The following is a 22,739-nucleotide window of genomic DNA, read 5'->3' as shown; positions in this document are numbered from 1 at the left end:
ACCAACAAAACAGGAACTCCCATGCTCAAGGGCTTTATCATTTTTTTGATGCTTGCCGTCGTGGTGAGTCTGTTCAGTGGCCTGTTCTTTCTCATCAAGGATGGCGGCAAAACCAACCGGGTGGTGAACTCCCTGGCGGTTCGGGTCACACTCAGCATACTGCTCCTGGCGGTCATTCTGATTGCTCTGTGGCAGGGCGCCCTGACATTGAACCCGACGCCCTGATCAGCCTTTTTCAGAGAATGTAGACAAAGACAAAGAGACCAAGCCACACCACGTCCACAAAGTGCCAGTACCAGGCCGCCGCTTCAAACCCGAAGTGATTATCGGCCGTGAAGTGGCCTTTGTTTATGCGAATCAGCATGATGATCAGCATCAGTGACCCGAGAATCACATGTGCCCCGTGGAAGCCTGTCAGCATGAAGAAGGTGCTGCCGTAGATCCCGGATTGCAGGGTCAGGTCGAGGTCCTGATAGGCGTGCATGTACTCGTAGCCCTGGACAAACACGAATACGATGGCCAGCGCAATGGTAAGGGCGAGCCAGAGCTTGGTTTTCGCCCGATTGCCCGCCTTCAGGGCATGGTGAGCCACGGTTACCGTGAAGGAAGATGTCACCAGCAGAATGGTATTCATTAACGGCAAGCCCCAGGCACTGATGACCTCTTTGGGTCCGGGGTAGGCCTCCGGGCTAGGATTATTGATGAGGGGCCAGCTCGACTGAAAGCCTTCCCACAGCATGTTGGAGGAACCCCGGTCGCCCTCGCCACCCAGCCAGGGCACAGCGAAAACCCGAACGTAGAACAGGGCCCCGAAAAACGCGGCGAAGAACATCACTTCCGAGAAAATAAACCAGCTCATGCCCCAGCGGAAAGAACGATCCATCTGCGGACTGTAAAGCCCGGCCCGGCTTTCCTTGATGACGTTCCCGAACCAACCGAACAACATGTACGCCATGATGATGGCGCCAATCATGAACATGATCCAGGCACCGGTGGTGCTCTCGCCCTGCTTGCCGTTGACCATGATGGCCGCAACCCCATAGAGGGTCACGCCGAGGCCAACCGTCGCAATGATGGGCCACTTGCTCTGTTCCGGAACGTAGTAGGTCTGGTTTTCCGCCATGACAGTCTCCGATGGCTTATCCGTTATCGTTTGTTGTTGTGTCTTTCCGGGAAGTTTGCGTTACCGCCGGCTGCTTGCCCTGATCGTAAAGCGTATAGGACAGGGTGAGTTTCGTGATGTGCGCCGGCAGGTCTTTATCGACGATAAAAATCAGGGGCATTTCAGTGCTTTCGCCGGCTTCAAGCGGTTGCTGGTTGAAGCAGAAGCACTCGGTCTTGTGGAAGTAGAGCGTGCCTTCCGAGGGCGCAAGGCTGGGAACCGCCTGCCCGACCATCGGCTCGGCCGTGGGGTTCTCGGCATAGAAGTTCACCGTCGTCGGCTCTCCGGGATGTACTTCCACGGAGCGCACAACCGGGCGAAACTTCCAGGTCATTCCCGGTCCATTGGACGCAAGAAACTGAACTTTTACCGTCCGGCTCATGTCAGCTTCGGCCACCTCGGTGGACTCGTATCGCCCGCCGGTTTTGCCGTTTATCCCGGTAATCTCACAGAACACGTCGTAGAGAGGCACCATGGCAAAGCCGAAGGCAAACATGCCAACTACCCCGGCCAGGCACCAACCCACAACACGGTTGGTGCTGCGGGATGCGCCTGCCTTGTTTGCCTGCTGGTTCGACATGGTGCCGGCCTCCGGTTACTTCACTTCCGGTGGTGTCGAGAAGGTGTGGTAAGGCGCCGGTGAGGGCACGGTCCACTCAAGCCCTTCGGCACCATCCCAGGGCTTGGCGGCCGCCTCTTTGCCACCCCTGATGCACTTGACCACGATAAACAGGAACAGCAGCTGTGTGGCACCGAACATGAATGCGCCCACACTGGAAACCATGTTGAAATCGGCGAACTGCAGCGCGTAATCCGGAATCCGGCGTGGCATGCCTGCCAGTCCCAGGAAGTGCATCGGGAAGAACGCCAGGTTCATGCCAACGAAAGACAGCCAGAAATGGGTCTTGGCCAGGGTTTCGTCATACATGTGCCCGGTCCACTTGGGCAGCCAGAAGTAAGCCGAAGCGAAGATCCCGAAGATGGCACCCGGCACCAGCACATAGTGGAAGTGGGCAACCACGAAATAGGTATCGTGGTACTGGAAGTCAGCCGGCGCGATGGCCAGCATCAGACCGGAAAAACCTCCAATGGTGAACAGGATCACGAAGGCCACGGCAAACAGCATGGGCGCCTCAAAGGTGAGAGAACCCCGGAACATGGTGGCCACCCAGTTGAACACCTTCACCCCGGTGGGCACCGCAATCAGCATGGTGGCGTACATGAAGAACAGCTGGCCAACGATGGGAATACCAACGGTGAACATGTGGTGTGCCCAGACCACGAAAGACAGCAGGGCAATGGCACCGACCGCATAGACCATGGAGGCATAGCCAAACAGGGGTTTGCGGGAAAATGCCGGAATGATATGGGAGACCGCCCCGAAGGCGGGGAGGATCATGATGTATACCTCCGGGTGCCCGAAGAACCAGAACACGTGCTGGAACAGTACCGGATCGCCGCCGCCGGAGGCGTCAAAGAAGCTGGTGCCGAAGTTGATGTCCATCAGCATCATGGTCACCACACCGGCCAGGACCGGCATCACCGCAATCAGCAGGAACGCCGTAATCAGCCAGGTCCAGACAAACAGGGGCATCTTCATCAGGGTCATGCCCGGCGCCCGGAGGTTCAGGATGGTAGCGATAACGTTGATCGCGCCCATGATCGACGAGATACCCATGATGTGGACCGCGAAGATGAAGAAGGTCGTGCTCGGCGGCCCGTAGGTTGTGGACAGGGGCGCGTAGAAGGTCCAGCCGAAGTTGGGACCGCCGCCTTCCATGAACAGGGTGGAAACCAGAATCAGGAAGGCGCAGGGCAGCAACCAGAAGCTCCAGTTGTTCATCCGGGGCAGCGCCATGTCGGGGGCCCCGATCATCAGCGGCAGCATCCAGTTGGCAAGGCCGACAAACGCCGGCATGACCGCACCAAAGACCATGATCAGACCATGCATCGTGGTCATCTGGTTGAAGAATTCCGGCTGCACGATTTGCAGCCCGGGCTGGAAGAGTTCTGCCCGGATGACCATGGCCATGCTCCCGCCCAACAGGAACATGGCAAAGCTGAATATCAGGTACATGGTCCCGATATCCTTGTGGTTCGTGGTCAGCAGCCAGCGGCTGATGCCTTTTGCCGGGCCGTGATGATGATCCTGGGCGTGGGTATCTGCAACCGCACTCATGAAAACCCCCGTTACCGCCATTTATTGTGGCTGGTGATATCTGTTATCTGGCGTTGATTACTGCTGGTTCTTGTAATCAAAAATTTCTTTCGGAGTGACCATTTCACCGGTGTTGTTACCCCAGGCGTTCCGCTCGTAGGTAATCACCGCCGCCAGGTCCACTTCGCTCAGCTGGTTGCCGAAAGCCTGCATGGCCGTGCCGGACTTGCCGTTCACAACGATGTCTATGTGAGCCGCCATGTCCTGGGTTGCAATGGGACTGCCCTTCAGCGCCGGGAACGCCGGTGGCGCGCCGCTGCCGTCGGCCTGGTGGCAGGCAGCACAAGCGGTCTGGTAGGCTTTTTCGCCCCGTTCCATCAGCTCGGCCATGGTCCAGTCTTTCTGGGTCAACTGGCGCTCGCGCTCGGCAGCTTCCTTCTTCTCCGCGACCCAGGTGTTGTATTCCTCCTCGGGAACCGCCTCGACAACCACCGGCATGAAGCCATGGTCCTTGCCACAAAGTTCGGTGCACTGACCGCGGTAAATGCCGGGCTTGTCGACGCGGGTCCAGGTCTCGTTGATGAAGCCTGGAATCGCATCTTTCTTGACGCCAAAGTCCGGCACCCACCAGGAGTGGATAACATCGTTCGCCGTTACCAGAAAACGAATCTTTTTCCCGACCGGAATCACCAGATGGTTATCCACCTCGAGAAGGTAGTTTTCACCTTTGGCCTGTCGGTTCTCAATCTGGTCTCGTGGCGTCGCCAGGTTGGAAAAGTAGCCAAAATCTTCATTGATATATTCGTATTGCCACTTCCACTGATACCCGGTGATCTTGATGTCCACCTCCGATTCGGAGGTGTCATACATGTCGACCAGGGTCGCCGTGGCAGGAATCGCCATAACAACGAGGATCACAAACGGTATGATGGTCCAGAGAATTTCTACCAGGGTGTTCTCGTGAAAGTTGGCCGGTTTGGCGCCCTGGGATTTTCGGTGGGCAAAAATAGACCAGAACATGACTCCGAAGACCACGACGCCAATGACGACGCAGATCCAGAGTATGGTCATGTGAAGGCTGAAAATTTCGTTACTGGTGCCGGTCACCCCCGGGGTCATGTTCAGTGTCCAGTCCGCCATGGACCAGGCGGGGAACATCAGACCGCCTAAAAGGGCACCTGCCCGCTGAGCGTGCACGCGCATACTGTGTCTCCACAGAGTGTTATTCTTGTCGGATTTTGCGTTATCCCACCGGCCTTACTGGCGCTCGCATACACCGGAAAAACCAGAGTGGAAGCCTGCTTACGGATACCTCAAATTCGAGTATAGACACAGATCAAAAAAAGACTAAAAAATCAGCTAAATCCAAAAAAGCTAACCGCGGAATTTTAAGACTCAAAAAGAATATGACTTTTAATCTGCCGGCAACCGACCGGCGCCTCTGGGCTCTGGCCTGGCCACTGATGCTCACCAACCTTACTGTTCCTCTCCTGGGACTGGTGGACACCGCCGTGCTCGGACACCTGGAAAGTCCGGAGTTCTTGGGGGCGGTTGCTGTCGGCGCCAATCTGTTCAGCATCCTGTACTGGACCTTTGGCTTCATGCGCATGGGCACGACCGGCCTGGCCGCTCAGGCCTGGGGCAAGCGGGACAACTTCAGCCAGGTCGCATTACTGCTGCGCTCGATCCTGTTGGCAACCGGGATCGGCCTTCTTCTCATTCTGTTTCACCAGCCTCTGATCCAGACCGGGCTGAGCCTGATGAATCCCAGTGACAACGTGACCGAACTGGCGGCCGAGTACGCCGGAATCCGAATCTGGAGCGCGCCGGCCGTTCTCTGCCAGTACACGCTGGTTGGCTGGCTCATCGGCACCCAGTTTCCACGGGGCCCGATGATCATGCTGATTGCGGCAAACGGCCTGAACATCGTGCTGGATATTCTTTTTGTTACCGTGCTTGGCTGGAACAGCCGTGGCGTGGCCATTGCCACTGTGATCGCCGAATACGGCGCCGCCGCCATCGGTTTCCTGATCGTATTACGGCGAATGCCTGAGGGGCAGGGGCTGACGAGGGCTCTGTTCGGCAAACTCGAGGATTACCTGAGGATTCTCCGGGTTAACCGCTACATCATGGTCCGAACCATCGCGCTGTTATTGGTGCTGGCATTCTTTACCGCCCAGGGCGCCCGTCAGGGAGACACCATCCTCGCTGCCAATGCCGTTCTGATCACCTTTCTTCTGTTGATCTCCAACGCCCTGGACGGTTTTGCCAATGCTGCCGAGGCGCTGATTGGCGAGGCTATCGGCAAAGGCAGCCGGCGGCGCTTCCGGGTGGTCTTTCGCAGTGCCCTGCGATGGTCACTCTGGGGCGCCCTCTTGCTCACCATTGTTTTTGTTGCCGGCGGGCATTGGCTCATTGCACTGCTAACCGGTATCGAGGAAGTGAGAGCCACCGCCTGGCGTTACCTGCCCTGGCTCTGGCTGCTACCTTTTGCCGCAGTCTGGGGCTTTCTTCTTGATGGGATTTTTATCGGCGCAACCCGGACCCGGGACATGCAGAACACCATGCTGTTTTCGGCCCTTGCCGTGTTTGCACCGGTCTGGTGGCTGACAACCGGATGGGGCAACCACGGGCTCTGGTTCGCGCTGATCTCCCTGATGGTGGCGCGGGCTCTGAGCATGGGATGGCTGTGCTGGTCCCATACCAGGAACGATCGTTGGTTCCAGAGCCAGTGACGCAGATTCAATCCGTAACATTACAGGCGGGTATTTTCACCACAGCGGAAAAGCAGGGGCAAAAATCTCGGCTACACTTGTCTGAAAAGGCAGGCACGATGTGGTAGCCAGCCCTCCTCTCCTGCCCGGGAACTCGTTGCTATCAGTTGCTAACAACGGGAGGCGCCTTGCGACCTCAATTCGTTCAGACATCGGCTTCTCCTGAAATGACACCACAGGTAGTCCTTGAGATTATTGACCAGGCGCGGCGCAAGGAAGCCCGCTCCGGGACCTTCCTCCGACAGCTTCACGAAAAGGTTGCCGCGCTCCCGTCTGCGGTCACTATTGAGGGGTATCAGCCCGCCACCTGCCTGTTCCAGTTCGTGGTTGAGTACATCGAAATGGCACCAAGGCTGATCGAATGCGTCGAAGCCTGTGCCCGGGAAGCCGGCAAAGCCGATCTGTTTGAGCCCTTTGTGAATGCCGCCATCCGGTATTTTACCCAGCCATCAGCGCTCCTGGTTCGCTACGACGGTCTCGATGGCCTGCTGATCCGCGCCTACCTTTGTCATCGGTTGATGGAAGAAATGTACGAAAACAACCGGTGTACCCGGGCCAGCGAAATCGTGGATATGGAAGCAACTCGTGCTAATCTTCTGGCTCATCAGCTTATCGGCGAGCCCTTTGCCAACGAGCTGGACGACTCCATCACCGTAACCGTGTTGCAGATAGCAGGCACGCCGGACTACTACGAACTCAACCTCGACCCGTTTGTCGAGCAGGTGAACAACGCCGCCTGGGACTGGATGCGGCATTACTGGGAAAATCTGCTGGTAAGGAACCACATTCGATTTTCTCTCGGGTCCGGCCTGGCCTGACAGGTTCAGAGGTTTAATGAAAGTATCAGCGATTGCAGTGCTGGCGGGACTGTTGATTTCTGCCATGGTATCGACAGCCAACGCGTACGAGCTGTCCGTAACCGTCACCCTGGAAGGCAACACCGAACCCGTGGCCAATGCCGTGGTTTCCGTAGACAGTGCCCGTCCGGCAACACCGGTTTCTGCCGAAATCTATCAGAAGGATCGCGCCTTCCATCCCCATGTATTGGTGGTGCCAGTCGGCTCCAGCGTGGATTTCCCGAATCGCGACAATACCCAGCATCACGTGTATTCCTTCTCGCCGGCAAAAACCTTCAACATCGAGCTTTACGCCGACCGCCCGGCGGCTCCCATTGTTTTCGACAAGCCAGGCATCGTTGAACTGGGCTGCAACATTCACGACCACATGCAGGGCTTTGTGGTGGTCACCGACACCGCTGCCACCGGCCGGACAGATACCTCCGGCAAGGTCACCCTGTCGCTCGATGCACTGCCCAGCGAGGGCAGCCAGGACACGGTGACACTTGAGATCTGGCACCCACGACTGCCGGATAATACCCGCCCGGTCACCCGTGAAATCGAACGTGGCATTGAGGCCGCAACCGTCACCCTCAATCTTGAGCCCGAGCCCGCCGCGGAAGGCTCGCTGGACCGTCTCCAGCAGCGCTTTCGGGAGCTTTGATGAGTCTGGTATCTCGTCTCGGATTCCGGGGCCGGCTTATTGTCGCCATGATCTCTCTGGTGGCGCTGGTCAGTCTGGTGATCGTCGCCCTGCTGATGGTGTACCTGTTCGAGGATGAGAAAAGCCGGGCACTGGAACAGCTGGCCATCGGAGAGCGGCTGACCAACGAGGTCATTGACCGCCGGACTGAGCTGGAACTGTCCCGGCTCAGTGTTGTGGTGCAGGATTTCGGCTTTCGCTCGGCCATTGCCAGCCGCGACCCGGCAACCATCGACAGCGCCCTGGAAAACCACAGCGGCAGGGTGGGTGCCGACTTCGCGCTCTTGCTGGACAGTCAGGGAGAGCCCCTGGCCTCGACCCTGCAAAACCCTTTTCCTGCCGTCAGCCAGGAACAGCTGACAAGCACCCGTCGTAATGGGTTTACCCGGTCACTGCGGGCCATTGATGGCAGGGGCTACGAGATTCTCATCATCCCGATAGAGGCCCCGGGGCTTCGGGCCTCGCTGGTCAGCGGCTTTGCCATGGACCAGTCCCTGGCAGAGGTCATCGCCAGGCTCAGTGGCACCTCGGTGATCTTCCGGGCGCGATCGAACCAGAACGACAACCTGAACAGTTTTGCCGCCACCAGCAGCATCGATGCCAAGCTGGAACAGGAGCTTGCAGGCGCATCCGCCAACGCCAATTTTATTGAAAGTGCCGGTTATTTCACCCGGATCATCAACCTGGGCGAATCAGACCCCGCCGCCGTCCAGGCCGTGCTCCTGATCAGCCGTGATGCCACGCTCCAGAATTACTACCGGCGAGCGGTGGAAATTGCCCTGCTGGTGACCGCCATCCTGATTTTCGCCATTCTGCTGGCGCTGGTCATTGCCCGGAACCTCGGACGCCCGGTTTTGCAGCTGGCAAGCTACGCGCGGGCTATCGGTGAGGGCACCACACCCGAGGCACCGGCCATCCGGGCCGGCGGCGAACTGACCCAGCTCCGCAACGCCCTGCGGGATATGCTGTCTGGCCTTCGGGAGCGGGAAGCCCAGATCCGCTATGCGGCGACCCACGATGACGTCACCGGACTGAAAAACCGCAACGCCCTGATGCAGGAGGCCGCCGAGCTGTTTGAGAACCGTGGCACGGGTTCACTGGTGGGGATCCGGCTCAACGATCTCTCCGATATCAACGACACCCTGGGGCTGGAATTCGGCGACAAGGTCCTGATCGGTATTGCCAAGCGCCTGCAGCAGGAACTCCCGGACGCCCATATCCTCGCCCGCACCGGTGGCGGCGAATTCCTGGCCCTGATCCCTTCACTGCCCCCGGAGCAAGGCAGTGACAGAATCCGGCAACTGCACGCGCTCATCGAATCTCCCTTGCAGGTAGACCAGACGCCCTTCTCCCTCAGGGTCACCATCGTCACCATGGAACTGCCGGAAGATGCCTCGGATACCGACGCCCTGCGTCGCCGGCTCAATCTCACCTTCGAGCAGGCCGAGGCCCATCCCGAAGCCTTCACACGCTACAAGCCCGGACAGGATGAAAGTCATCTCCGGGAACTGAAACTGGTTACCGATCTGCACACCGCCATCCTGAACAACGGGTTGCACATGAACTATCAGCCAAAACTGAACAGCCAGACCGGTGAGCTGGTTCAGGTGGAAGCCCTGGTACGCTGGATTCACCCGGAGCTGGGTTTTATATCCCCGGAGGAGTTCATCTTTCTTGCCGAGCAGTCGGGGCAAATCCACGATCTGACAGCCCATATCCTGCAACGGGTCGCCAGCGATGCCCGGCGTTGGCACGAACAGGGTGTTGATGCGGGCGTCGCCATCAACCTGTCCGCCATGGACCTGACGTGGCCCGCCCTTATCCAACACATTGGCGACACCTTCGAGGGCTGGCACCACAATCTGGAGCGGGTCACTCTGGAAGTCACCGAAAGCGCCCTGATGGAAGACCCGGAAGAGGCGATGGCAACACTGAACCGGCTCCGGGAACTGGGCGTGACCCTGTCGGTAGACGACTTCGGTACCGGTTATTCCTCGCTGTCCCAGTTGCGCAAGCTCCCGGTACAGGAGCTGAAAATCGACAAGTCGTTCGTGCTCAGGCTGGATACCGAGCCCCAGGACCAGCTGATTGTGCGTTCCACCATTGATATGGCCCATGGCCTCGGGCTGAAGGTCGTGGCCGAAGGCATCGAGAACCTGGAGGCATGGCGCCTTCTGCAGCATTGGGGCTGCAACCTGGCTCAGGGCTTCTACCTGAGCCGCCCAGTCGCACCGGAGGACCTGCCTGAGACAGCCCGCGCCCTGGCTGACCGCCGGGAGGAATTGACCCATACCAACCCGGAGTATTCAGAATGACAGCAAGATGCCTGGTATTAATGGCCGTGGCGCTCCTGTTCGTACCGGTGGCCGGCGCCGACATTGGCAGCCGTATCTGGGCGACCGGAGGCGTTACCACCATCGAGGGCAGTGCCGGCGGCGGCCTGGTGCCCTGGGCACTGCTTGGAAGCTACGCCAGCGACGAAGAGTGGGGCGGCACCCTTGCACTCAGCCGGGCCGAAGTGGACGATTACTCGCTCTCGGTCACCGGTGCCGGCCTGAACTGGAACAACCGGCTGGAACTCACCGTGGCCCGGCAGACCCTGGATCTGGACAGCCTGGTGTTTACCCTGAAAGACGGCTTCGGTCTGGAACAGGACGAACTGAACCAGGATATTTTCGGCGCCAAGGTCCGGCTCGTCGGCGATGTGCTGTACAGTCCCTGGGGCCAGTGGTCTGCCGGTGTGCAGTACAAGCGCCAGCGTGATTTCACCGTGCCGTCGGCAATCGGCGCCCGGGACGACAGTGGCACCGATGTGTATGTCAGTGGCAGCAAACTGTTCTTCGCCGCCGTGATGGAACGCAACCTGCTGGTAAACCTGACCGCGCGGGCAACCCGGGCCAACCAGGGCGGGCTTTTGGGATTTGGCGGTGACCGTAACAACAGTCACGAACTGATGATGGAGGGCAGTGTCGGGCTTTTCCTGAATCGTCAGTGGCTGGTAGGTGCCGAATACCGGCAGAAGCCGGACAACCTGAGCTTTGCCACCGAAGACGACTGGTGGGATCTGTTTGTCGCCTGGGTTCCGGACCGTCGCCTGGCGATTACAGGCGCTCTGGTCAACCTGGGTGACGTTGCCACACTGGAAGACCAGCAAGGTCTGTATCTGTCGCTGCAGGGGAGTTTCTGAACATGGGCCTTACCAATCGCTGCGCCACGCTTTCCGCCCTGTTGATGATGCTGGCACTTCTACTCGGTGGCTGCCAGAGCCTGAATACCGAACCCGAAAACAGTCTGTATCAGCAGCTGGGTGAGCGGGAAGGCATCGCAAACGTGGTGGAAGACCTGCTTTACCTGATCGTCGAGGATGAGCGCATCAACCAGCAGTTCAAAGGCATGGATGTTGCCCAGTTCCACCGCAACCTCACGGATCAGTTGTGCGAGCTCAGTGGCGGGCCCTGTGCCTATACCGGTCGGGAGATGCGCGAGCTGCATTCCGACATGGCCATCACCGACACCCAGTTCAATGCCCTGGCGGAAAACCTGATCCTGGCCATGGAGAAGAACGATATTCCCACCGGCGCCCAGAACCGGCTGATCAAACAGCTTGTGCCGCTGTATCCTGACATTCGCAACCTATAGAACGGAGACCCGTACCTTGCTCGAAAACGCTGATCTGGGAAAACTGATTATCCGCCTGACCCTGGGCGGGCTGATGCTGTTCCACGGCATTGCCAAACTGCTTAGCGGTGTTGGTTTTATCGAAGGCGAACTGGCCAGCCACGGCCTGCCTACCTTTCTTGCCTACGGCGTATTTGTCGGCGAAATCATTGCACCGCTGATGGTGGTTCTAGGCTATCAGACCCGGATCGGAGCCCTGCTGATCATCTTCAACATGCTGTTTGCCATTATCCTGGTACATGGCAACGAACTTCTGAGCCTTGGACGCGGTGGCGGCTGGGCACTGGAACTGCAGGGCTTCTTCCTGTTTACCGCCGTGGCAGTGATTTTCCTCGGGCCGGGCCGTTACAAGCTGAAGAACTGAAACTCAGAGACACCTCAGGCACCGGGTACGGTCGCGGCCCTGAAATCACGGGCCACCATGACCCGGTTTCGGCCGGACTCCTTGGCCGAGTACAGGGCTTCGTCGGCCTGACGGATCAGTTCCTGGGGCTCCATATCCGGATCCGGAACCACGCAGGCAACACCCACGCTGATAGTGAGACTGACCGGGGCGACCCGCTCGCTGGAATAGACCGGCGACCGGGCAACAGCCTGACGCACTCTCTCGGCCACGCGAACCGCGCCTTCTTCCGGTGTTGCCGGCAACAGAATGATGAACTCCTCGCCGCCATAGCGGGCCAGCAAGTCGCCGGAACGCTGGACTTCGGCCGCACACAGGGCGGCCACTTCGGTCAGGCAGTCGTCGCCGACCAGGTGGCCGAGCTCGTCATTCACCCGCTTGAAGTGATCAATATCGAGGAGTAACAGGCTCAATGGGTGACCGTGTCGCTGGGCCCGTTTCCATTCGTCCTGCAGCTTCTCATCGAACCGGCGCCGGTTGGCGACGTGGGTCAGCCCATCGGTGAGACTGATCGCTCTGAGCTGTTCGTTGGCGCGCTCCAGTTCGTCGGTGCGCTCCTGAACCCGCATCTCCAGGGTCAGGTTGGCCTGCTGCTGGATCGACAGCGCCTGCTCCTGTGCCTCATGGCGTTTGCGACGCTCCAGATTGATCCGGTAGGCGAGGGCAAAAGACAGCAACACCACCTCCAGCGCCACGCCAATCTGGGGCATGAACTCGGTCAGAAAACTGCGCGGCATGATTCCGAGCTTGCTGACGGCCAGAATCAGATGGCCGATCAACAGGGGGGTCCAGGCCAACATATAAAAGCCACCCAGCACCTGGCCCTTGCGCCAAACCAGAAAACCGATGACCCAGGCCGCGGGAGTGACCAGCGCTGCAATACCGCTTACCAGGACGATACCGGTCTGATAACTGCCAAAGAGGGTAAAGACAAAGCAGGCAGATATAGCGGTCAAAACCCATTGCAGAAACCGGTAGCTTCTCAGGCTGTAGGACCGGATATTGAGGAAACGGATCGCAAAAATAATCGCGGAGAAAAGGGCGAAACAGATAACCGGAACGGTGAAATATCGATTGATACCGGGAGCATCCGGCCACAGCCACTGGAACAGCAGGCCATTGAAATTAAGCTGAACCAGCCCGGTAAACACAACCGTCAGCACGTACCATAGGTAGGTGGAATGGCGCACGATAACGAACAGGAAGAGATTGTACAGCGCCATGGCAACGATGATGCCCAGAAACATGGTCTGCCAACCATAGGACAACTGCTCATTGGCGAGGAATTCCGCCGACGGAATAACTTCCAGTGGAATCTGCACCGAACCCAGAGTTTTCACTCGCACGAAGGCGGTGACCGGCTCGGTGTTCGAGGGCACCAGGAAAACAAAATTCCGATGGTGAATCGGGCGACTGCCGAAGGGCAGGGTATCGCCGGTGTGGTGGGTCTGTATCAGCTCACCGTTCAGGACCCAGTAAACAGAGACCTCATCCAGCAACGGATAACCGATTTCCATCACCCGGTTCGCCGGCTCAGGCGGAATCTCGACTTTCAGCCAGAAACTGCCATCGCTGAAGCCACGATTGAACACCTCACTGGAGCCGGATGTCTGCCAGTCGCCCGGAGGCAGGGCGCGAACGTCTTCCAGCGCCAATTCATCCTCGGGCGCCTCCAGCCAGTCAAATGCGACAGGAGCAGCCTGAACAGGCGCGCTGACAAGACACGCCAGCGACAATAAAACGAGGAGGATGCAGGTTAACTGCCGCATCATAGCTGTTTCCGGTTTCCGGGCCCGTCCGGGTGATCTACACTTTCAGGCCCTGACTGAGTCGTACGCATCCCTGCAATTGTGTCCAGTTTAGACGGTTGCGCGTGCTCCGTCCTCCGTAACGACAGGGCCAGCATAGCCCGAATCCATTGAGGCCAATAATGACCGAGCGCAAGAACGAGATACGTCCGGGTAAATACCGACACTACAAGGGCAAGGATTACGAAGTCATCGGCGTTGCCCGGCACAGCGAGACCGAAGAGCAGATGGTGGTCTACCGCTGCCTTTACGGTGACTACAGCCTCTGGGTGCGCCCTCTGTCCATGTTCCGGGAAACCGTGGAAGTTGCCGGCGAACAGGTGCCCCGCTTTGCCCGCCTTGATGAAGCCTGACCGTTACACAACCGCTTTGACTACCGCGACCATTTCCTGCACATTACCGCGCTTTTCATGATGCCGGCCCCCACAAGGGGCCGGGACAACCGTTAATTCCTACCCGGAGTTTTGCCATGAATGCCGTCGTTGCCGCGGTCGCGATTATGCTCGTCCTGAGTTTGTGCCGCATCCACGTTGTTGTTGCCCTGATCATCGGTGCCGTATCCGGTGGCCTGATTGCAGGAATGTCCCTGGAAGCCACCATCGAAGCCTTCAATAGCGGCCTCGGCGGCGGTGCCACCGTGGCACTGTCCTACGCCACGCTCGGTGCCTTCGCCGTAGCCATCGGAAAATCCGGCCTCGCTCACGCCCTGGCCGACCGGGCCTTGGCCCTGGTCGGTCGCCAGGAAGAAGGCGCCGCCGTAAACGGCATCCGCTTCCTGATCATCGGCCTGCTGCTGGCCATTGCCATCTCGTCCCAGAACATCCTGCCGATCCACATCGCCTTCATCCCCCTGGTGGTACCACCGCTGCTCTACGTGATGGCCAAACTGAGCATGGATCGCCGCCTGGTGGCCTGCGTGCTGACTTTCGGCCTCATCACCCCCTACATGTTCCTGCCAGTTGGTTTCGGCGGCATCTACCTGAATGAAATCCTGATCGCCAAGATCAACGCCAACGGCGTAGACGCCTCCGGTCTGAGCGTCATGAAAGCCATGGCGCTGCCGGCACTGGGCATGCTGTGCGGCTTGCTGATCGCGGTCTTTTTCAGCTACCGCCGCGGTCGGACCTATAACCTGGAAACCATCACCAAGGCCGAGCGGGTAGACACCAGCTATAGCCCGCGCACCCTGGTTATGGCCTTGCTGGCCATCGTTACCGCCTTCGTGGTGCAGCTCTGGCTGGGCTCCATGATCCTGGGCGCCCTGGCCGGTTTCGTGCTCTTCAACCTGTCCGGTGTGGTGCGCTGGAAAGAAGCCGATGACCTGTTCACTGAAGGTATGAAGATGCTGGCCATGATCGGCTTCATCATGATCGCCGCCTCCGGCTTTGCCGAAGTGATGCGGGAAACCGGAGAAATCGCCAGCCTGGTGGACAGCTCCGTGGGCGTGATCGGCGAGAACAAGGCCATGGCCGCACTGCTGATGCTGGTGGTAGGTCTGCTGATTACCATGGGTATCGGCTCGTCCTTCTCCACTATCCCCATCATCGCGGCCTTATACGTGCCCCTGGCCCTGCAACTCGGCTTCAGCCCGCTGGCCATCGTGGCCCTGGTCGGCACCGCCGGCGCTCTGGGCGATGCCGGTTCCCCGGCCTCCGACTCCACCCTCGGCCCCACCGCCGGCCTGAACGCCGACGGCCAGCACAACCACATCTGGGATACCGTGGTGCCGACGTTCCTGCACTACAATTTGCCGTTGCTTGGCTTTGGGTGGTTGGCGGCTATGGTTCTCTGAGCTTGGAGTTTGCCGTCCCTTGTAGCCTTCGTGTTGAGGGGAATTGCGAGGGGGCCGGATTATTTTTCCCTTGGAAATGGCAACTCGCTGCGCTCAGACATCAATTTCCGGCGGGAAAAATAATCCGGCCCCCTCACATAAGAACTCACGGATATCGCTGAAAAGATCTTGTTCTGAAGAAATATCTTTTGAGTCAGGTAGAGAGGGTGTGGGTGTGCTTTTCTGGCGGGGAAAAGATGTCTGAGCGAAGCGAGTTGCTTTTCCCCAGAAGAAAAGCATTCCCATGGCCTCTCCGCCCGCAAACCTGCAGGCTAGGAAGAACAGCTTACTCGTCGTCGGCAGAAGACTTGAAGAACACGACTTGCTTGACCGTGTGATCGTCCTCGTTCTTGCGCTTGTTCACCCGCGTCTCGAGCTCCGGATTGGACGGCTGTTCGGCGTCAGACACCGCATCGGTGAAGCCGCAGGCCACGCACTCGCGAACCTGGTCATCGTCGTCGGTGGTGAACATCATGATCTTGTCCATCTCCGCGCAGCGGGGACAGACGGCGCCGGCGATAAAACGTTTTGGACTCGCCATAAAAATACTCCCGTTTGGAACAACCGGCAGCCTTTACGACTGCCGGCTCAAATTGGGTCAGGCCGCTTCGTCCGTGATCCCTGTTTGCTTCAAGAGCGCATCCACCTGTGGTTCACGACCCCGGAAAGCCTTGAAGAGCTCCATCGGCTCCTTTGAGCCGCCTTTTTCCAGAATATTGTGAAGGAAGGCCTTGCCGATTTCCGGGTCGAAGATGCCTTTCTCCTCGAACAGGGAGAAGGCATCGGCCGCCAGCACTTCCGCCCACTTGTAGCTGTAGTAGCCAGCCGCATAGCCACCGGCAAAGATGTGCGAGAAGGAGTTGGGGAAGCGGTTGAATTGCGGGGCTTCCACCACGGCAATCTCGCTGCGCACCTTGCGATGCATATCCAGCGGGTTGGTAGGCGCTTCGTCGGTGAATTCCGCGTGCAGACGGAAGTCGAACAGGGAGAATTCGAGCTGGCGCACCATGCCCATGCCGGACTGGAAGTTCTTGGCCGCCAGCAGTTTCTGCAGCAGATCCTCAGGAAGCGGTTCACCGGTCTCGTGATGCGAGGCGATCAGCCCCAACGATTCCGGATTCCAGCACCAGTTTTCCAGGAACTGGCTGGGCAGTTCCACCGCATCCCAGGCCACACCGTTGATACCCGAGACGTCCAGCACATCGACCTGGGTCAGCATGAGATGCAGGCCGTGGCCGAATTCGTGAAACAGGGTGGTCACTTCGTCGTGGGTCAGCAGCGACGGCTTGCCATTCACCGGCGGGGTGAAGTTGCAGGTCAGGAAGGCTACCGGCAACTGGAGCTGGCCACGCAGGTTGCGCCAGCGCACACGGCAATCGGCCATCCAGGCACCGCCACGCTTGCCCTGGCGGGCATAGAGGTCGAGATAGAACCAGGCCAGGGGCTCACCGTTGCGGCTGATGCAATACGCCGTGGCATCCTCGTGCCAGGTTTCAACCTCGGGCTTCGCTTCAATCTGTACGTCGAACAGCTTCTCTGCCACACGGAAGAGTCCGGGCACCACCTTGTTCACCGGGAACCAGGGGCGCAGGGTTTCCGGCGAGATGTCGTAGCGCTTCTGGCGAAGCTTTTCGCTGTAATAGCCGATATCCCAGGCCTGCAATTCCTCGGCGCCGTACTCGTCTTTCGCGAACGCCTTGAGCTCGGCAAATTCTTTCTCGGCCTGGGGCTTGGACTTGGCCGCCAGTTGGTTCAGGAAGTCCAGCACTTCGTCGCTGCTGCGGGCCATCTTGGTGGCCAGGGAGCGCTCGGCGTAGTTGTCAAAGCCCAGCAGCTTGGCCTGGGCGTGGCGGCGTTTGAGGATTTCCGCCATCACCGGGGTATTGTCCCACTGGCCGGCATCCGGGCCTTGGTCGGAGGCGCGGGTCACAAAGGCCTCATAGACTTCCCGACGCAGATCCCGGTTGTCGCAGTAGGTCATGACCGGGAAGAAACTGGGAAAATCCAGGGTAATGACATAGCCGTCCAGGTCTTTCTGGCGGGCGGCCTGCTTGGCGCTTTCAATAGCGGTCTCGGGGACGCCAGCGAGTTCATCGACGTCGGTGATATGTTTGAACCAGTGCTGGGTAGCATCCAGCACGTTATCGCTGAACTTGTTGGACAGCTCGGACAGCTCCCGGGACAACTCGGCGTACTGCTTTTTCTTGTCTTCCGGCAGGTCCACACCGCCCAGGTGAAAGTCCCGGAGCGTGTTCTGCACGGACTTGCGCTGGGCCTCGTTCAGGTTCTTGAAATCGTCCCGATTGGCCAGCTTCTTGTAGGCGTCACACAGGGCTGCGTTCTGGCTCACCTCGGTGCTGTATTCGGTGAGTTTCTCCAGGCAGTTCTTGTACACCTTCCGCAGCTCGTCGTTGTTCATCACGCCGTTCAGGTGCGAAATCACCGACCATGCGTTGCTCAGCTTGTCATCCAGCGCCTGCATCGGCTGCGCCAGGGTTTCCCAGGTGGGATCGTCCTGGTCTGCGATTTGGCTGATTTTCATCCGGTTTTCACTGAGAATCTGGTCGATTGCCGTTTCCATGTGTTCGGTGCGGACATGGTCAAATTTCGGCAACAGGTCGTCAGTCAGTAACGGGTTATTCATAGGTCCCCTTCTCAGTTCGTCGAATCTTGGGTAGTTTGGTTTCTTAATTCTATGGGGCTGGCACCTGTGGGAGAGGTCCTTCCAAAACACGCTCCTGGCGGCACGTCCATGTGACGCTTGACTGTCGCCATCCATGGCGACAGTCAGTTTTGGAAGGACCTCTCCCACAGGCGCCCCGGGCCTCCGGGTATACGCGTTCAATTTCACTCGAACAGGTACTATGTAATGACGAATATACGTTCACACAAGGGTATCACGCCACATTTTGGGGAACGGGCATGGGTCGATCCAAGTGCCGTGGTGATTGGCGATGTGGAAACCGGCGATGATGTTTCCATCTGGCCGATGACCGTTGTTCGTGGTGATATGCACAAAATCCGTATCGGACATCGGTGCAGCATCCAGGATGGATCGGTTCTGCACATCACCCACGCCAGTGACTACAACCCCGGCGGTTATCCGCTCACGCTTGGCGATGATGTAACGGTGGGCCACAAGGCACTGCTGCACGGCTGCACCATTGGCAACCGGGTTCTGGTCGGCATGGGCTGCATCATCATGGATGGCGCCGTGGTAGAGGACGAAGTGATTGTTGCCGCGGGCTGCCTGGTTCCGCCCGGCAAGACCCTGGAATCCGGGCACCTTTATGTTGGATCACCGTGCAAGAACGCCCGGGCGCTGACGGAAAAGGAGCGGGGCTTTTTCAAGTACACCGCCGCCAACTATGTCCGCCTGAAGAATGAGTATCTTAACGATCAGTAAGCCAGTGGTCTGAAGTCACCGCCGTGGCCGTATCTTTCGGGGTACCTTACATCCCGGAGACCACTGTGGACACACCAGACCAACCGTTTGATCGAGCACTGCTCTACCTGCGCGCGGCAGGCCACGATACCGGTCCTGAAACCCGGGCGCGGTTGCACAGCCTGCTGCAGGTACACGCCACTGAAAACCCGGCCTTGAGCAACGGGCAGTTGCTGGCGCGGATGCCGGAGTGGTTTACCCTGCCCGGGCCATGCCAGGGGCGCCCTCTGCCACCCATTACGCGGGCCAGTATCGGTTACCCTCGTGAATAGCGCCGCGTGCTGGCGCCCGGTCGCGTTCCGGCGACGCCTTCTGCTTGTTTTCCTGGTGGCCGCTCAAACCCTGGCCGGCGTCTATTTGTTTGCCCAGACAGTGCCGGAGCAGGCGAATGGCGGAACGACTGCCACGTTGCTGGCCGTCTTCGGGCTCCTCTTTGCGTGGATAGGCGTGGGCTTCTGGACCGCCGTTTTTGGCTTTTTTGCGCTCCGCTTTGGCGGCGACCCCTGGAGCCTGTCCAGCCGCGTTGGGCAGCCTACGCCCGAAGAAGCAACGGTCGCACCTACCGCCGTCGTGATGCCCGTTTGCAATGAACCCGTGCAGCGCACCCTCGGCGGTCTGAAAGCAATCATCCGCGATCTCGAACGAACGGGACAGCAGGAATCCGTTGATTTCTATGTGCTCTCGGACAGCCGGGACCCGGAAATCTGGCTCGAGGAACAGGCCACCTGCGACCGGATACGCACAGAGCTGGCGCCCGGCCAGCAATTGTTTTACCGGCGACGCAACATCAATCTGAACTACAAGAGCGGCAATATCGCCGATTTCCTGCGTCGATGGGGCCGGCGCTACCGCTACATGGTGGTTCTGGATGCCGACAGCCTGCTCAGTGCCCATTGCATTACCCGCCTGATACAGCTCATGGAAGCCCGGCCCGAAGCGGGGATTATTCAGACCACACCCCGCCTTGCCCGGGCAGAAACCCGATTTGCGCGTCTGCAACAGTTCGCCAACCGCTGTTATGGCAGGCTTTACGGTTCCGGACTGGCCGCCATTCAGCTGGGAGAGGCCACCTATTGGGGCCACAATGCAATCATCCGGGTAGCGCCGTTCATGACCCACTGTGGTCTTCGCAAGCTTCGCGGGCCCGGTCTGTTCCGGGGGCCGGTACTCAGCCATGATTTTATCGAAGCGGCACTGATGGGACGGGCCGGCTACGAGGTCTGGCTGGAACCTGCCATCGCCGGCAGTTTTGAGGAATCACCGCCGACTCTCGAGGATGACCTGATCCGGGACCGGCGCTGGTGCCGTGGCAACCTCCAGCATCTTTGGTTACTGGCAACCCTGGGGAAGATCCGGCTCGCCCATCGGATGGCCCTGGCAACCGGAATTTTCTCGTACCTGGCCTCTCCGCTCTGGCTGGTTTTCCTGGGCTTGTCCGGCTATGTGGCGCTGGCCGATTCGACGCCGGCTTTGCCGGGCGTGATGGCTACCACGGACACAGGCTCTGGTCCGGGCTTTCTGCTGGTCCTGGTGACTTCGGTGCTGCTGTTCGGCCCCCGGCTGCTTGCGATAACGGACCACGCGCTGGCAAAGCGGACTTCCAGGTTTGGCGGGCTGCTCAGGCTCTCGGGGAACACGCTGATGGAGACGCTCGCAGCACTGGCGCTGGCCCCCATCCGGATGTTGATTCACACCTTCCATGTTGGGGGCGCGCTGTCGAATCTCAGAGTTGGCTGGCAGGGACAGAACCGGTCCGGCGGTGCCAAGCCGGGGCTCAGCCTTCGGCACTTTGCCCTCCTGCTGGCTTCCGCCGTTGCGGCGCTCAGCCTGATCCAATGGCACGCGCCGTCGCTGACACCCTGGGCCCTGCCCGTATTGGCACCGGTATTGTTTTCACCTGCTCTGGCCTGGTGGCTGAGCCGAAAACCGGGGGAAGGGCAATGGTTGGCTGTGCCCGAAGATTACCGGACAACGAGGGTGATTGATCTTGCCGGTCCCGCACCTATGGGTCATCGGACACCGGGCGGCCTGGACTGGTTCGAACAGATGGTTCTGTCTCCCGTTTCCGCCCGGGACCACAGGCGAAGTGCCTCGCCATTACGGGGCAAGAAAGCGCGGGCCCTGGCGTCTCTGGTGGATCGCTGCGCCACGGAAGGAAAGCAGGGCCTGACTCACCGGGAGCTCAGCCTGATCTGCAAACATCCGGAGGCGTTAGCCGCCCTGCATTGGCGCGTCTGGCATGCCTCCCACGAATCACCCTGGCGGGAAACACTGACTCGTATGGCACAATCGGTTGAGGGAGACTCGCCGATACCGGCGCCCCTGCCCCGTCGGCAGGAACAGATCGCCTGGGTTGAGGTCGCGTCGTGATACTGGTCTGGCTTTTTCTGCTGAACGGGTTGTTCCTGTTTCCATCTCTGGCATTGCCGGGTAACACCCCCTGGCTTTCTCTGGAGGCCCTGGTCCTGTGGGCCATCATTTGCGGGCTCAGGGATCCCCAGCGGAGATACCGCGTCGCTCGTTTGCTGGCCGTCGCCTACGCGTTTCTGTTCCTGCTTGTTCTGGCAGATGCCCTGGTTCGGGAGAGTCTTGGCCGAGGCCTGAACCTGTATCTTGAAGTTGGCCTGTTGGATGCGGCCTGGAATCTGCTCAACACAAACCTGGGAGCGGTTCTGGCGATTGCAGCCCTCACCGCTCTGCTGGGTTTGCTTGCAGGCGTGGGCTGGCTGTTTCGCCATGGCCTGGAACGGCTGGCGCACCACTCGCCGGCACACTTGGGCAAACCGCTCTGGTTTGTGGCTGGCCTGTTTCTGGCCGGGGCCATCACGCCCTGGATTGGCAGCCCGGCGCTGGCCTTCGTTGCCAATCAGGCCTCCCTGATCACTCACACTCACCAGACAACCCGCGACTTTGCCAACGAATTGAGTGCGCAGCCAGGGCGGGAAGGCCGGGCAACGCCCCTGCCAAGGCTGGCACATACCGATGTCATTCTGGGTTTTATCGAATCCTACGGGGTGTCGACGGTCACGGACGAGCGCTACCGGTCACTCGTCAATCCGGGCCTTGAGGCCCTGGGCCGGTCCCTTGATGCGGCCGGGCTATCGGTGGTGACTGGCCGGCTGCAATCACCCATCCAGGGTGGCCAGTCCTGGCTTGGTCATCTATCCGTGTTGAGTGGCCAGTGGATCCACAACCAGCTTGCCTACGAAACCCTCCTCAGCTCCGGCTACGCCACGCTGATCGATGACTTCCGCAGCACAGGGCACAGCACTGTCGCCGTGATGCCGGCTATCACCCAGGCCTGGCCCGAGGGCCGGCTGTTCCGCTACGACCGGATTTACGATCACGATGATCTGGGTTACCAGGGGCCACCATTCAACTGGGTCACCATGCCCGACCAGTACACCTGGCACCGGTTTCAGGACATTCGCGATGCGAATGAGGGGCCGCTCTTTGCCGAGCTGGCGCTGATCAGCAGCCACGCTCCCTGGGTGCCGATCCTGCCGGTGCTCGATGACTGGCAAAGCATCGGCAACGGTGAAGTGTTCCGGCGCTGGGAGGGTGCTGGCGAGGCGCCGGTTTCGCTGTGGCGCGATCCGGACCGGGTCAGGGAACATTACGGTCAGGCGATTGCCTATGCCCTGGAAGTTGCCGGGGGCTTCGCCGCCCACTACCTGCGCCAGGACGCCCTGATGATCATTCTGGGTGATCATCAGCCGGCGCCACTTATCACCGGCGAGGAGGCCAGCCGGGATGTGGTCGTTCATGTCATCAGTGCCAACCCATCGCTGGTGGAACCTTTCCTGTCCGGCGAGCTCCCGGGTTTCCAATCCGGTATCCGGCCCGATCCGGAGACGGCTGGCGCCACCATGAGCCAATTCCGTCCGTTTTTACACCGGCATTTCGGGGAACTCTGAAGCCAATTTGACCCTGATCAAAAT

Annotated in this window: 22 protein-coding genes; 14 read left to right on the top strand and 8 right to left on the bottom strand. The window is 59.4% G+C overall.

The genetic code is table 11. From position 1 onward, the window contains the following. The first annotated feature begins 21 nt into the window (after positions 1-21). Positions 22-225, top strand: a complete 204-nt coding sequence (locus HP15_RS18665) for a twin transmembrane helix small protein (protein WP_014578904.1) — start codon at positions 22-24, stop codon at positions 223-225. A 10-nt stretch (positions 226-235) separates the two neighbouring features. On the opposite strand, the gene HP15_RS18660 is transcribed toward HP15_RS18665, so the two are convergent. The 4 genes from HP15_RS18660 to coxB are packed head-to-tail and all read right to left on the bottom strand — an operon-like array spanning position 236 to position 4,523. After that, positions 236-1,123 carry a cytochrome c oxidase subunit 3 gene (locus tag HP15_RS18660; protein ID WP_014578903.1) on the bottom strand — a complete coding sequence of 296 codons (888 nt, stop codon included), beginning with the start codon at positions 1,121-1,123 and terminating at the stop codon, positions 236-238. 16 nt (positions 1,124-1,139) lie between these two features. Then, a complete protein-coding gene (locus HP15_RS18655) occupies positions 1,140-1,742 on the bottom strand; it encodes a cytochrome c oxidase assembly protein (protein ID WP_014578902.1) in 603 nt (200 codons plus the stop codon). Between the two features lie 15 nt (positions 1,743-1,757). After that, positions 1,758-3,341 carry a cytochrome c oxidase subunit I gene (gene ctaD, locus HP15_RS18650; RefSeq protein ID WP_041645872.1) on the bottom strand — a complete coding sequence of 528 codons (1,584 nt, stop codon included), beginning with the start codon at positions 3,339-3,341 and terminating at the stop codon, positions 1,758-1,760. 57 nt (positions 3,342-3,398) lie between these two features. After that, the gene (gene coxB / locus HP15_RS18645) at positions 3,399-4,523 is read right to left on the bottom strand and encodes a cytochrome c oxidase subunit II (RefSeq protein ID WP_041645870.1); all 1,125 of its coding nucleotides are present in this window, start codon (positions 4,521-4,523) and stop codon (positions 3,399-3,401) included. Positions 4,524-4,726: 203 nt separating this feature from the next. Here coxB and HP15_RS18640 point away from each other — a divergent pair, with 203 nt between their 5' ends. From HP15_RS18640 to HP15_RS18610, 7 genes are all read left to right on the top strand, one after another. After that, positions 4,727-6,055 carry an MATE family efflux transporter gene (locus HP15_RS18640; RefSeq protein ID WP_014578899.1) on the top strand — a complete coding sequence of 443 codons (1,329 nt, stop codon included), beginning with the start codon at positions 4,727-4,729 and terminating at the stop codon, positions 6,053-6,055. A gap of 206 nt (positions 6,056-6,261) precedes the next feature. Next, complete coding sequence (locus HP15_RS18635; RefSeq protein WP_008176713.1) at positions 6,262-6,912, top strand: hypothetical protein; 651 nt, start codon at positions 6,262-6,264, stop codon at positions 6,910-6,912. 16 nt (positions 6,913-6,928) lie between these two features. Further along, positions 6,929-7,594 carry a methylamine utilization protein gene (locus HP15_RS18630; protein WP_014578898.1) on the top strand — a complete coding sequence of 222 codons (666 nt, stop codon included), beginning with the start codon at positions 6,929-6,931 and terminating at the stop codon, positions 7,592-7,594. Further along, the gene (locus HP15_RS18625; RefSeq protein ID WP_014578897.1) at positions 7,594-9,948 is read left to right on the top strand and encodes a putative bifunctional diguanylate cyclase/phosphodiesterase; all 2,355 of its coding nucleotides are present in this window, start codon (positions 7,594-7,596) and stop codon (positions 9,946-9,948) included. The genes HP15_RS18630 and HP15_RS18625 overlap by 1 nt, the downstream gene beginning before the upstream one ends. Further along, complete coding sequence (locus HP15_RS18620) at positions 9,945-10,820, top strand: DUF3034 family protein (RefSeq protein ID WP_041645869.1); 876 nt, start codon at positions 9,945-9,947, stop codon at positions 10,818-10,820. The genes HP15_RS18625 and HP15_RS18620 overlap by 4 nt, the downstream gene beginning before the upstream one ends. Positions 10,821-10,822: 2 nt before the next feature. After that, positions 10,823-11,272: a group I truncated hemoglobin gene (locus tag HP15_RS18615; RefSeq protein ID WP_014578895.1), complete on the top strand. Its 450-nt coding sequence runs from the start codon at positions 10,823-10,825 to the stop codon at positions 11,270-11,272. 16 nt (positions 11,273-11,288) lie between these two features. Further along, complete coding sequence (locus HP15_RS18610) at positions 11,289-11,675, top strand: DoxX family protein (RefSeq protein WP_014578894.1); 387 nt, start codon at positions 11,289-11,291, stop codon at positions 11,673-11,675. A gap of 14 nt (positions 11,676-11,689) precedes the next feature. On the opposite strand, the gene HP15_RS18605 is transcribed toward HP15_RS18610, so the two are convergent. Beyond that, a complete protein-coding gene (locus HP15_RS18605) occupies positions 11,690-13,486 on the bottom strand; it encodes a sensor domain-containing diguanylate cyclase (protein WP_014578893.1) in 1,797 nt (598 codons plus the stop codon). A gap of 158 nt (positions 13,487-13,644) precedes the next feature. Between HP15_RS18605 and HP15_RS18600 the strand changes: the two genes are divergently transcribed. Next, positions 13,645-13,875, top strand: a complete 231-nt coding sequence (locus HP15_RS18600; RefSeq protein ID WP_014578892.1) for a DUF1653 domain-containing protein — start codon at positions 13,645-13,647, stop codon at positions 13,873-13,875. Between the two features lie 116 nt (positions 13,876-13,991). Then, complete coding sequence (locus HP15_RS18595) at positions 13,992-15,314, top strand: Na+/H+ antiporter family protein (protein WP_014578891.1); 1,323 nt, start codon at positions 13,992-13,994, stop codon at positions 15,312-15,314. A gap of 93 nt (positions 15,315-15,407) precedes the next feature. On the opposite strand, the gene HP15_RS22410 is transcribed toward HP15_RS18595, so the two are convergent. Genes HP15_RS22410 through prlC form a run of 3 tightly spaced genes read right to left on the bottom strand, consistent with a single transcriptional unit; the run spans position 15,408 to position 17,997 of the window. Continuing rightward, positions 15,408-15,599, bottom strand: coding sequence for a hypothetical protein (locus tag HP15_RS22410; RefSeq protein ID WP_146162204.1), 192 nt, complete (start codon positions 15,597-15,599; stop codon positions 15,408-15,410). Between the two features lie 40 nt (positions 15,600-15,639). Continuing rightward, positions 15,640-15,894 (bottom strand): YheV family putative zinc ribbon protein, encoded by a 255-nt coding sequence (locus tag HP15_RS18590; RefSeq protein WP_041645867.1) that lies wholly within the window; start codon positions 15,892-15,894, stop codon positions 15,640-15,642. Positions 15,895-15,951: 57 nt separating this feature from the next. Next, complete coding sequence (gene prlC, locus HP15_RS18585) at positions 15,952-17,997, bottom strand: oligopeptidase A (protein WP_014578889.1); 2,046 nt, start codon at positions 17,995-17,997, stop codon at positions 15,952-15,954. A 225-nt stretch (positions 17,998-18,222) separates the two neighbouring features. Here prlC and HP15_RS18580 point away from each other — a divergent pair, with 225 nt between their 5' ends. From HP15_RS18580 to HP15_RS18565, 4 genes are all read left to right on the top strand, one after another. After that, on the top strand, positions 18,223-18,759 hold the full coding sequence (locus HP15_RS18580) for a gamma carbonic anhydrase family protein (RefSeq protein WP_041645865.1): 537 nt from the start codon (positions 18,223-18,225) through the stop codon (positions 18,757-18,759). Between the two features lie 65 nt (positions 18,760-18,824). After that, entirely contained in the window at positions 18,825-19,070 is a 246-nt protein-coding gene (locus tag HP15_RS18575) for a hypothetical protein (protein ID WP_014578887.1), read from the top strand. Beyond that, positions 19,063-21,168, top strand: coding sequence for a glucans biosynthesis glucosyltransferase MdoH (gene mdoH / locus HP15_RS18570; RefSeq protein ID WP_081449855.1), 2,106 nt, complete (start codon positions 19,063-19,065; stop codon positions 21,166-21,168). The genes HP15_RS18575 and mdoH overlap by 8 nt, the downstream gene beginning before the upstream one ends. Next, on the top strand, positions 21,165-22,715 hold the full coding sequence (locus HP15_RS18565; protein ID WP_014578885.1) for an alkaline phosphatase family protein: 1,551 nt from the start codon (positions 21,165-21,167) through the stop codon (positions 22,713-22,715). Before mdoH ends, HP15_RS18565 begins: the two co-directional genes overlap by 4 nt. The last annotated feature ends 24 nt before the right edge of the window (positions 22,716-22,739 follow it).

The sequence above is a fragment of the Marinobacter adhaerens HP15 genome (assembly GCF_000166295.1).
Classification (GTDB): Bacteria; Pseudomonadota; Gammaproteobacteria; order Pseudomonadales; family Oleiphilaceae; genus Marinobacter; species Marinobacter adhaerens.
This window is presented reverse-complemented; position numbering and strand designations above follow the sequence as displayed.

Coding starts and splice junctions, on each gene's coding strand:
- HP15_RS18665 (WP_014578904.1), top strand. CDS start 22: ATGCTCAAGGGCTTTATCATTTTTTTGATGCTTGCCGTCGTGGTGAGT.
- prlC (WP_014578889.1), bottom strand. CDS start 17,997: ATGAATAACCCGTTACTGACTGACGACCTGTTGCCGAAATTTGACCAT.
- HP15_RS18625 (WP_014578897.1), top strand. CDS start 7,594: ATGAGTCTGGTATCTCGTCTCGGATTCCGGGGCCGGCTTATTGTCGCC.
- HP15_RS18655 (WP_014578902.1), bottom strand. CDS start 1,742: ATGTCGAACCAGCAGGCAAACAAGGCAGGCGCATCCCGCAGCACCAAC.
- HP15_RS18580 (WP_041645865.1), top strand. CDS start 18,223: ATGACGAATATACGTTCACACAAGGGTATCACGCCACATTTTGGGGAA.
- HP15_RS18630 (WP_014578898.1), top strand. CDS start 6,929: ATGAAAGTATCAGCGATTGCAGTGCTGGCGGGACTGTTGATTTCTGCC.
- HP15_RS18605 (WP_014578893.1), bottom strand. CDS start 13,486: ATGATGCGGCAGTTAACCTGCATCCTCCTCGTTTTATTGTCGCTGGCG.
- HP15_RS22410 (WP_146162204.1), bottom strand. CDS start 15,599: ATGGGAATGCTTTTCTTCTGGGGAAAAGCAACTCGCTTCGCTCAGACA.
- HP15_RS18615 (WP_014578895.1), top strand. CDS start 10,823: ATGGGCCTTACCAATCGCTGCGCCACGCTTTCCGCCCTGTTGATGATG.
- ctaD (WP_041645872.1), bottom strand. CDS start 3,341: ATGAGTGCGGTTGCAGATACCCACGCCCAGGATCATCATCACGGCCCG.
- HP15_RS18590 (WP_041645867.1), bottom strand. CDS start 15,894: ATGGCGAGTCCAAAACGTTTTATCGCCGGCGCCGTCTGTCCCCGCTGC.
- HP15_RS18660 (WP_014578903.1), bottom strand. CDS start 1,123: ATGGCGGAAAACCAGACCTACTACGTTCCGGAACAGAGCAAGTGGCCC.
- HP15_RS18620 (WP_041645869.1), top strand. CDS start 9,945: ATGACAGCAAGATGCCTGGTATTAATGGCCGTGGCGCTCCTGTTCGTA.
- HP15_RS18640 (WP_014578899.1), top strand. CDS start 4,727: ATGACTTTTAATCTGCCGGCAACCGACCGGCGCCTCTGGGCTCTGGCC.
- HP15_RS18600 (WP_014578892.1), top strand. CDS start 13,645: ATGACCGAGCGCAAGAACGAGATACGTCCGGGTAAATACCGACACTAC.
- HP15_RS18595 (WP_014578891.1), top strand. CDS start 13,992: ATGAATGCCGTCGTTGCCGCGGTCGCGATTATGCTCGTCCTGAGTTTG.
- HP15_RS18635 (WP_008176713.1), top strand. CDS start 6,262: ATGACACCACAGGTAGTCCTTGAGATTATTGACCAGGCGCGGCGCAAG.
- coxB (WP_041645870.1), bottom strand. CDS start 4,523: ATGCGCGTGCACGCTCAGCGGGCAGGTGCCCTTTTAGGCGGTCTGATG.